This window comes from Corynebacterium alimapuense (assembly GCF_003716585.1).
In the GTDB taxonomy this organism is placed as follows: domain Bacteria; phylum Actinomycetota; class Actinomycetes; order Mycobacteriales; family Mycobacteriaceae; genus Corynebacterium; species Corynebacterium alimapuense.
On record NZ_PTJO01000010.1, the window covers coordinates 1 to 8873 of the forward strand.

Annotated in this window: 9 protein-coding genes, 3 pseudogenes and 1 other annotated feature; of the genes and pseudogenes, 5 read left to right on the top strand and 7 right to left on the bottom strand. The window is 53.9% G+C overall.

Annotation, left to right across the window (positions count from 1 at the left end):
* Positions 1–26: 26 nt before the first annotated feature.
* The gene (locus C5L39_RS10555) at positions 27–494 is read right to left on the bottom strand and encodes a DUF6518 family protein (protein ID WP_123048875.1); all 468 of its coding nucleotides are present in this window, start codon (positions 492–494) and stop codon (positions 27–29) included.
* Between the two features lie 70 nt (positions 495–564).
* Positions 565–1769 (bottom strand): IS3 family transposase gene (locus C5L39_RS10560; protein ID WP_425453885.1). Its coding sequence is split into 2 segments (ribosomal slippage): positions 565–1472 and positions 1472–1769, totalling 1206 coding nucleotides; the frame shifts between segments, so codons are not numbered across the junction.
* 61 nt (positions 1770–1830) lie between these two features.
* On the opposite strand from C5L39_RS10560, the pseudogene C5L39_RS10975 reads away from it, so the two are divergent.
* Positions 1831–1908: pseudogene (locus C5L39_RS10975) on the top strand (IS6 family transposase); the annotation flags it as partial.
* Between the two features lie 490 nt (positions 1909–2398).
* Here C5L39_RS10975 and C5L39_RS10570 read toward each other — a convergent pair.
* Positions 2399–3058 (bottom strand): hypothetical protein, encoded by a 660-nt coding sequence (locus tag C5L39_RS10570; protein ID WP_126268762.1) that lies wholly within the window; start codon positions 3056–3058, stop codon positions 2399–2401.
* Between the two features lie 323 nt (positions 3059–3381).
* Positions 3382–3573 (bottom strand): annotated as a pseudogene (locus C5L39_RS10915) (helix-turn-helix domain-containing protein); the annotation flags it as partial.
* A gap of 319 nt (positions 3574–3892) precedes the next feature.
* Between C5L39_RS10915 and C5L39_RS10580 the strand changes: the two are divergent.
* Positions 3893–4204: a transposase gene (locus C5L39_RS10580; protein WP_123048880.1), complete on the top strand. Its 312-nt coding sequence runs from the start codon at positions 3893–3895 to the stop codon at positions 4202–4204.
* Positions 4165–4293: a sequence feature (AL1L pseudoknot), on the top strand. (Overlaps the previous gene by 40 nt.)
* A gap of 171 nt (positions 4294–4464) precedes the next feature.
* Here the strand turns inward: C5L39_RS10580 and C5L39_RS10585 are convergent.
* Positions 4465–5175: an IS6 family transposase gene (locus tag C5L39_RS10585; protein WP_123048881.1), complete on the bottom strand. Its 711-nt coding sequence runs from the start codon at positions 5173–5175 to the stop codon at positions 4465–4467.
* Between the two features lie 477 nt (positions 5176–5652).
* Here C5L39_RS10585 and C5L39_RS10590 point away from each other — a divergent pair, with 477 nt between their 5' ends.
* Positions 5653–6030, top strand: a complete 378-nt coding sequence (locus C5L39_RS10590) for a hypothetical protein (protein WP_126268763.1) — start codon at positions 5653–5655, stop codon at positions 6028–6030.
* A 512-nt stretch (positions 6031–6542) separates the two neighbouring features.
* Here the strand turns inward: C5L39_RS10590 and C5L39_RS10595 are convergent.
* The gene (locus C5L39_RS10595) at positions 6543–6986 is read right to left on the bottom strand and encodes a LuxR C-terminal-related transcriptional regulator (RefSeq protein WP_123048883.1); all 444 of its coding nucleotides are present in this window, start codon (positions 6984–6986) and stop codon (positions 6543–6545) included.
* 136 nt (positions 6987–7122) lie between these two features.
* A pseudogene (locus C5L39_RS10600) lies at positions 7123–7206 on the bottom strand (IS6 family transposase); the annotation flags it as partial.
* 417 nt (positions 7207–7623) lie between these two features.
* Here C5L39_RS10600 and C5L39_RS10610 point away from each other — a divergent pair.
* Both C5L39_RS10610 and C5L39_RS10615 read left to right on the top strand, forming a co-directional pair.
* Positions 7624–7995, top strand: coding sequence for a hypothetical protein (locus tag C5L39_RS10610; RefSeq protein ID WP_123048884.1), 372 nt, complete (start codon positions 7624–7626; stop codon positions 7993–7995).
* A gap of 258 nt (positions 7996–8253) precedes the next feature.
* A partial coding sequence (locus C5L39_RS10615; protein WP_123048885.1) for an exonuclease domain-containing protein occupies positions 8254–8873 on the top strand: 620 nt, incomplete at its 3' end.

The window sequence follows — 8873 nt, forward strand, 5'->3', positions numbered from 1 at the left end:
AGGCTCACCACCGGTTATGAGACTCTTCACGATTTAGAGTGCGTTGATCCTCCCTGCAGCTGCCAGACCGCCATACCCCCTACTACCACTACAAGAACGAACAACGACACGATCGTGGCATCAAAAAGCGCGGCCGGCGGGTGCGGGTAGTTTGACTGTCGGAAGTATCCGGCCACCCGCTCACCAGCGATGAGTCCGCCGCCAACCGCGAGACAGGCGCCGGCACCCCACGAATGCCCGCGGGCACCGGAACCTAACGCTCCCAACACAGACCCAACGACTGTGGCAATGATCCCCCAGATCATGATCGCGTTCGCCGTGGAGGCCAAGCTTGGGTTGCTCTGGGCGAGAAGATCATCGACTAGGTAGTAGCTCACGACCGCACACGCTGTGCTCAACGCCCCGGCAAATGCGCCCCAGCCTGCTGCGAGACGGGTAAAGAACCCCACCATGAAGGGCCAGAGCATCCAGCCGAAGTTGGTGCCGATGATCATGCTGATCACCGCACCACCCGGGTAACTCAATCGGGGCCCGACCCCCGGAAAGTAGACACGGGGGATTTCATCAGGAAGCAGATTTCAGGATAACAGGATAACGCTCCTCAAACACCGCTGGCGCGAGATATTTGCACCAGGAATGCCGGCGCACCGTGTTGTAGCGGGTACACCAGCGAAACACATCCCGACGACACTGCACCTGGTTCGCGAACGTCTTGGAATCCTGGAGGACTTCCCGCTTCAACGCGGCGTTGAAGGACTCCGCCAGCGCGTTGTCAGCACTTGTGCCAATCGCACCCATGGACTGCCTGATCCCCAGCTCCTGGCAGGTGTCCTGGAACGCATACGAGGTGTAAACGCTGCCGTGGTCGGAGTGGAAAATTGCCCCGGCCAGGCTGCCGCGCTGCCCCTTAGCCATGTGCAAAGCATCCTGGACCAGCGAGGTACGCATGTGATCTGCGATCGCGAAGCCGACCAGCCGACGGGAATAACAATCAATCACGGTGGCCAGGTACATATTCGACCCATCCTGAATCGGCAGGTACGTGATATCGCCGACGTAGGTTCGGTTCGGCCTCAAGGCGGTGAATTTCCGGCCCACGAGATCAGGGAACACCGTCTTGATTATATCAGCCACGGTGGTGGTGACCTTGCGTTTCTTCGTGTACCCGACCAGCTTCAGCGAGCGCATGATCCTCGCGACCCGCTTGTGATTGACCTTCAGGTCCTCTGGTTGATCGTTGAGTTCGGCCGTGATGCGTTTCGCGCCGTAGCAGCCACGTTCCTGGGTGAACACGGTCTTGACCCGGACCCCGCGAATAGCGTCGTTGAACAGGCGTTTTCTGCGCGAAACAGCAGTGCTTTTCCATTTGTAATAGGAGGACCGGTTGAGCTTGAGGATCTCGCACATCCGCTTGACCGAGTGGTCGTGTCGGGTGTCATCAACGAACCGGAAGCGGATCACCAGTTCGTCTCTTCCGCGAAATATTTCGCGGCCTTGCGCAGGATATCTCGCTCTTCCCTCAGACGAGCGTTTTCTCGTTCCAGCTGACGGATCCGCTCGGCCTCTGTGACAGAGGCAGAGGAGGGCGCGTCCGAGGTAGTGGAGATGTTGGTGCGGGCGCCGGTGCCGTATTTCTTGAGCCAGTTCTGGAGTGTGTTGCGGTTGTCCCCGAGGTCAGTGGCGATCGTCTGGATCGATGCGCCCGGGGAGCTCTCGTACAAGGCGACGGCGTCGCGCTTGAACTCCTCGGAATAGGTCTTGCTCGGCATGGTGGCAGGTTACCTGTCCCAGCATCATGCTGGTTTCGAGGTGTCCACCATCCGGGGGTCAGGTCCGGGGACGATGTTCGCCTACGGGCAGCCGAATTCGGGTGCGGTGATCGTCAGCTGGGTCTTCGAGACGGCCTGAGAACGACAGCTACAGCCAGCATCAGCGGATGAAAAACCGAGCCTTCGCAGCTCTCCTTCTCACTTTGCAACAGCACACCCTCGAGGTTTCGATGTTGTTTTATGGCCGACTACTCCAATGGCGATTCGCGGCTATCACCAGCTCTGCTAGAACCACCCCACCGCCAAGCGGGATAAACCCAGGCGTGAGAATGCCATCCGGCTCCTCGATGCGAAAGTAAATGCCGACCGTGGCAACAAGGAGTCCCGCAATTCCTGCAGTCACCAATATCCATGAAGGGGCTCTTAACGTAAGAGCGCTTGTAATCCCAGCTACCGCGAAGAGAGAAGCAAAGATGATCGCTAGCGCTAGGACAAAATCATTCGCGATTCCGATCGAGTAGGACCAGCCCGCTACAAGCGCCACTAGAAAAAGTGCAAGGAAGACTCGTGCGGGGAGATTCTTACCCCTTTCAGCACCGGAATCTTCTGCGTCTCGCTGGCTAAAGAAATTAATTCTCGTCAATGTGAGTTCCTGTTACAAAAGTCCAATAAACTCCCGCAGTATTCATGCACGTAGCATGTCGGGGATCCCATAGCCCGTAATTTGCTGCGCAGATTGTGACCATGTTGTCGAAGAGATTGCTGTTACAAGGGCCGTATCCAGAACGTTGCGCATCTGTATTGTCGTAGCAGATGTCATGCTTAGAACAAGCTCCACTGAATTCAGCGTTTTTTCCTGGGCTGGGGAACTGATCAGGCGACTGAGTGCAATAGTCATGCCGGCTAAAAGATGAAGGATCAGGAGATGCTTCCTTTTTGAAACAGCCCCAGTAGTCGTAACTAGCAGGTATTGAGATACCACCAAAGTTCGCAGTAGAAGAATCCACCTTCGCGCACAAACTAGTGTTAAGGGCCCGAATGCTCAGCTCACCGGGAGTGATCTCGTCCTGCGGCGGGCCGGAGGCCTCGGCCTGGCGGGCCTTGTCCCGGTACTCGTCGATCTCGGCCTCAGTGAAGCCTCGGACACCATCGATCACGGGCGGGTTGTCCGGATCGACATAGAACTCCGCCACGTAGTCGTCGCGCTCTTCCGGGGTGACGATCCGCTCGGACTGCGCACTAGCCACCGCGGGTAATAACCCCATCACGGCCACGGCGGAGGCAAGCACCGTAACCATTCTTCTTCGAAACACCAAATATACTCCAAACGGGTGAGAAAACTGTGGAAAAGCTGACTGTAACCTGCCTATAGTATTGGCGCAGCCGAGTACTTCCTTTAACAATAAAATCACCCCTATATAGGCGCGCCGATAGATCCTTCTTGGGGTGGGGCTCAGGCAGTGGCGAGGCCGGTAGGTGCCTACTCAACAGGTGGTGATCTGTGAGCTATAGGACCGGGCCTGATGTTGAATTGCGCTAGGGCGTTGCCGGATTCCAGGTGTGCCCGTTGGTGTACGGAACCGAGTCTCGTTCGCTGTACTTATCGGCCTGGCTACTTCTGCACGTGGCGAGGTTCACGCGCGAGCCCGGCAATGAACTCTCCCGGATCAACTTCGAGGGCGGAGGCTAGCGATACCAGGTTGAGCACGCTGATATTGCGTTCACCGCATTCCACAGAGCTGGCGTAGGTGCGGTGCATCCCGACCCGGTGGACCAGCTCCTCCTGCGAGATGCCAACCGCTTTGCGGGTGCGCCGAACTCAGTTATCGAGTTCGGCCAGAAGCTGTAGATCAGTGTTCATGGAAACACAGCCTACGGAGCCGTGCCCTTGTGCCGTTAGGCGGTCCTTTTGCGGCACAACTTCCACCGGCCGAGCGAAAGTAAAATCCCAGTGAAAATGTGCCGTTTCATTGTGCCGAAGCAAATCCCGGTGGTCCCCCCCCTGAACGGGAAGGCGCTCGGTCGTTATCTTGTGTTATACGAGTTTGGAATAAAGACAAGGATGTAACTTGGTTCGCCCCGGGTTTAATGGAGGGTAGGAAACTGGAAAAGGAAATCTCTACATGCCCATTAAGTACACCGACGAGCTCAAGCAGCGCGCTGTAGAACTCGTCCTCCATGCCCAGGCCGATCCCGACACAGCCCACGGGGCGGTCACCAGGATCGCGGATGAACTCGGAGTCTCGAAAGAAGCCCTGCGGGTCTGGGTCCGCAAACACAAAGACTCCGGTGCCCACAGGCCCGCCGAATCGATCAACCTCAAGACAGAAAACCGCAGGCTGAGAGCCGAACTCGCCGAAGCCAAACGCGCCAACGACATTCTGAAGAAGGCCTCGGCTTTTTTCGCGGCGGAGATCGACCGCCCACAGAAGTAATCGTCCGGTTCATCGATACCTATCGCGACGAGTTCGGGGTCGAGCCCATCATCCGCGCACTGGCAGCAACCAGCGCGAAGATTGCCCTGAGCACCTATTACGCTTTCAAATCACGGCCACCGGCAGCCAGATCCATCCGGGACCGGCAGCTCACCGAAGCACTCCACCGGATCTTCGAGGAGGTGCTGTTGCAAACTTCAGGCGGAGAGCCGTGACCACCCAGTTTCTCATTCCGTGATGGCCGCTGCGTGTGGGCGTTGTCAGGCCGTCTCGAAGACCCGGTTGACGATCACCGCATCCGGGTTCGGTTGCCCGTAGACAAACATCGTGCCTTGCCCCTTCCGCAAGGAGTGCATCGCTTCCACCCCCTTCAGCGTTCGATATGCAGATGTCCTGTTCTTAAATGCACCCTTCGGCCCCAGGATCCGTTTCAGCCGGCCATGATCTCCCTCGAGAACGTTGTTCAGGTATTTCACTTGCCGGTGTTCCACTGTCGGTGGGCAGATGCCTTCTTCTTTGAGCTCGGAGATTGCCTTGGCCAGGGAGGGTGCCTTATCTGTATTAATCACCCGCGGGGACCCGGCTGACGTGTTCGACCGCAGGGTCTTGGCCAGGAAATGCTTGGCCGCCGCGACATTGCGCTTCGGGGAGAGATAAAAGTCCAGGGTGTGCCCACCTGCGGTGATCGCCCGATAGAGGTAGCACCACGTGCCGCCGACCCGGATATAGGTCTCATCCACCCGCCAGGACCGGGCCTGCCAGTCAGGAACTTGCCGGTACCACCGAGTGTGCTTATCCAGCTCAGGGCCGTATTTCTGGACCCAGCGGTAGATGGTGGTGTGATCGACCGGCACGCCACGCTCGGTCATCATCTCTTCGAGATCGCGGTAGCTCACCCCGTAGCGGCAGTACCACCGCACCGCCCACAGAATGATGTCACGGGGGAAATGACGACCGGAGAAGATACCCATGGCTCTGATTATTTCACGTCGATCTTCCTACTGCCCCAACTTTGCAACAGCACCCCTGGCAAAATATGAAGTTTCTTTCACTGATTCCGGGCGCCCGATCTCACTCTTTTCGCCCATACTCCAATACATGGAGAAATTAGCGAGAATATGTCGGAGAAGCTTAGTAATATTCTCCTAGAGGGGATTATCCTGCATGAACGATCGATAGTGGATGTAGCGGACTTGGTATATGTCAAGCCGTTGAATCGCAGCTGATTTTTGAGGTGTGGGACCCTCGAAAGGATATTGGAAATATACTAAGGTTTACAATATTTTAAAAGCGTTGTGAATGGCAAATATTTAAATAATATGAATACGTGTCAGTGCATAGATCAAGAAGATGAGCTTAGGAGTAGGAAACATATATGAAACGTCAGGGACTAGTTGCCACGGCTACAGTTTTCTCCTTTTTTTGCGTCAATAGTCGCCGTCCCTTCAGTGACTTCGGCAGCTGAGGGAGTCGTTCAAGGGGAAAACGCAGAAACCTCCCCCTCTGCAGGCTTGGACGGTCAGGGGGCTGACACCGCAGAGATTAGCGAAAGCTTGAAGGTTAAGGCTGACCCATTCGTAGAATTTAATGGGGATAATTTCCAGCTTTCACGAAGTGCCGAAGGAAACTTGAATGATTCCGAGATCAGTGCTGTTTCTGCAAATATTCATTCAACTAATGAGCAGATCAGGAGGGCAGAAATGATGAATCTTCAACAAAGCTGGTTAGGGATAAATCAGTTGTTTTCAGAACCCCGGATAGCGCACTTGTTGAAGATCCAGGGCAAGATGGAGTGCAACTTTTCGCAGAAGGAAAAAATGACGTAGAATACCATTGGTGGGGGGCTCGTATCTACCTCTCAAAGACTACTGTCGATGCTGTGGGCGCTGGCATGACTATCGGGGGTCTTTGGATTCCAGAGCCGCTCTTGAGTAAAGTTTTTGCGACACTTGGGGTCGTAGTGGGCTTGTCTCCACATGGAGTCCAGTTTGACATAAACGCTTGGGCAGTGCCCCTCATGGCTTCAAGCCCGTGGATGGTTCCAGTCCAAAACGTGAGGTTTCAGTAACAAGTAGGGAGATATATGAGGCTAACCCAAAAGCTGATAGCCACTCTGGCTGCCATTGGACTATTAGTCTCAGCCTTGGTGAGCTGGCCTTACTGGTCTTCTGTTTTGTTCGGAGCTCTAGTTATAGTGGTCATTTTCTGGCCTACAGGAGATAGTAATGGAAAAGGATCGAGTAAGACGTCGTAGCTCCTGGACCTTTTAGTGGCCCTTGGATTTAGGCATGGGGCATCGGGGATCCAGGGCTTTCATAAGCTTCTGTCCAACGGGGAGTTACGCTTGCACAGCATTTCCTGAGTGACGATTCACTGGTTTTGCAGCATTTTTTTCATTCACATGGCCCGACTGAATTGCCGATACTGCAAGGCTGAGTCTTGATGTCACACCGAAATGAGAGATAAGATATGAGATATACTTTTTCACGGTTGCTTCGGAGTACCTCATCGTCGCAGCTATGTCAGCGTTAGACATCCCCTGGCATAAATGCTCCAAAACGTCTTTCTCTACTAGCGTCAGATTTTCGTATATCGGAGATGTTTTCGATGTTCTAGAGGGGGAGACGTCTTTGTTCGGGATGTAGTCAACGAGCCTGCTCAATGCCTGAGGAGAGACGGTGGTGCCACCGGAGACCGCATCTCGCAACGCAGTAATAATGGCCTGCGGCCGTGCGCTTTTCACGATGTATCCGGCGCCCCCGCCCGCTAATATCTTGAGCATGGTTGCATCATTGTCGAGTGCCGTGATCGCAACGAACGTCGGCGGATCTGTGCGGCGGGTGCTGTTGCAAACTTCAGGCGGAGAGCCGTGACCACCCAGTTTCTCATTCCGTGATGGCCGCTGCGTGTGGGCGTTGTCAGGCCGTCTCGAAGACCCGGTTGACGATCACCGCATCCGGGTTCGGTTGCCCGTAGACAAACATCGTGCCTTGCCCCTTCCGCTATATGGTTTAATGCGCCCAAGGCCGAAATGGCTCCGTAGGTTAATCTAGCTACCACATTGAGTCGCTATTTACGCACACTTGGAGTTGCAAAATGAGAAAACTAGCCTCGCTGGTCGCGGCCGTGACACTGTCTCTTTCAGCCCTGCCCGCTGGGCAAGCATCCGAGATGGTCAATCCCATGATGGATAGCATCGCGGTAAAGTGCAATGTTCACAAGATTTGGTCAATCCCATCTTTTAACAACTATGATGGTTGGGTCTTCGTCGGGCATGCCTAAACCTCATCTGCTGGAGAAAAGCGCGCCAATGAGTTTGTTCCATTTGGCCACTACAAACGACACTGTCTTCCAGTCCCAATTGACCGTTTTCCCTTCGAGGGACTCCATAAAGGTTAGAGGATAAGGCAGTTTCACTCATGCAGAAGCAGTATGTTTTCCTCACCTACTTCATCGTAGAAAGTGGCGATGACGACAACGCATATCGTACCTATCGTGAGCGGGTGAAAGCACTTACAATCCTAAAAGGCGTTGATGTGGTTTCAGTTTCTCAAGGGCTCCGCCAGGTTGATAAGGGGCCTTTGTGGGAATTGCTAGTTGAGCAGTATCAGATTGAGCATGACGGTGCTTATCCGGAGAACCATGTGTTGTGCAAGGTGGCTACTGTGGTGGAGCTGGAAGAGGCTGTGGATTTTGGGCGCGCGGCGGAGTTCTTGATTATGGATGACCGAGATGTCTCTGTTGACCGTTACCCAAGTTGTGTTGAAGCTATTGAGCAGATTTTACTTTGAGCTGCCTCTGTGAGATCTCAGGAAACTGATTGGCTACGCCTGCAGGGAGTAAAGCGGCTCTTCCGGATCTGGGGTGCGTAGCCGGAAGAGCCCGTAAAGCAGATACTAACTAGTACCATTAAGGCAACCTCTTGGAAGCCAGCCTTGACACCTAAATTCAGTCACATACCGAAAATGCGTATCTAAACCCAATAGGCGCTCTATAAACCTATCTGGATTAACCACTAAAGGCATCGAACTATCAGAAAGAGTCTTTCTATGCAGCCATTTGTCGCTCTTGATTTTGAAACAGCCAATGGAAAAAGAGCCTCTGCTTGCTCCATTGGTTTGGCAAAATTTAATAGTGAAGGCCATCTAGTAGATTCTTTTCATTCCCTCATCCAACCGCATGTTGAACATCGATTTTTTCACCCAGCAAATACCTGGATCCATGGCATCCGTCAGGCAGACGTTGAGGATGCTCCTGAATGGAACGATCTAATTGGGCAGGTAGAATCTTTCGTAGAAGACCTACCGCTTATTTCACATAACTTCGGCTTTGATGGTTCAGTACTCAATCAGATTACTGATCTTTATTGTCTAGAACCTCTCAATAATTCGCGGTATTGCACCATGCGCCTAGCTAGACGCATCTATCCCGAGCTGCCCAGTGCTTCCCTAGCTACCGTATTTGAGTACCTCTTCCCTGATGCAAATTTCAATCACCATCATGCCGAGGCAGATGCTATCGCCGCTGGTCAGATCTTTTCCCAAATGCAACAACTGGCGTCACTAGATGAGCTAAGCGCTCTATTGGGCCCAGCTCGGAAGCCTCGCTCAAGCAATGCTCCGCCATCAAACAATGCACTGAACGTCAGCCAACTCGTCGAACACTACGG

Excerpts from the sequence above, each read along its gene's own strand:
- C5L39_RS10555 (WP_123048875.1), bottom strand. The coding sequence starts at position 494 with ATGATCATCGGCACCAACTTCGGCTGGATGCTCTGGCCCTTCATGGTG.
- C5L39_RS10580 (WP_123048880.1), top strand. The coding sequence starts at position 3,893 with ATGCCCATTAAGTACACCGACGAGCTCAAGCAGCGCGCTGTAGAACTC.
- C5L39_RS10585 (WP_123048881.1), bottom strand. The coding sequence starts at position 5,175 with ATGGGTATCTTCTCCGGTCGTCATTTCCCCCGTGACATCATTCTGTGG.
- C5L39_RS10595 (WP_123048883.1), bottom strand. The coding sequence starts at position 6,986 with ATGCTCAAGATATTAGCGGGCGGGGGCGCCGGATACATCGTGAAAAGC.
- C5L39_RS10610 (WP_123048884.1), top strand. The coding sequence starts at position 7,624 with ATGCAGAAGCAGTATGTTTTCCTCACCTACTTCATCGTAGAAAGTGGC.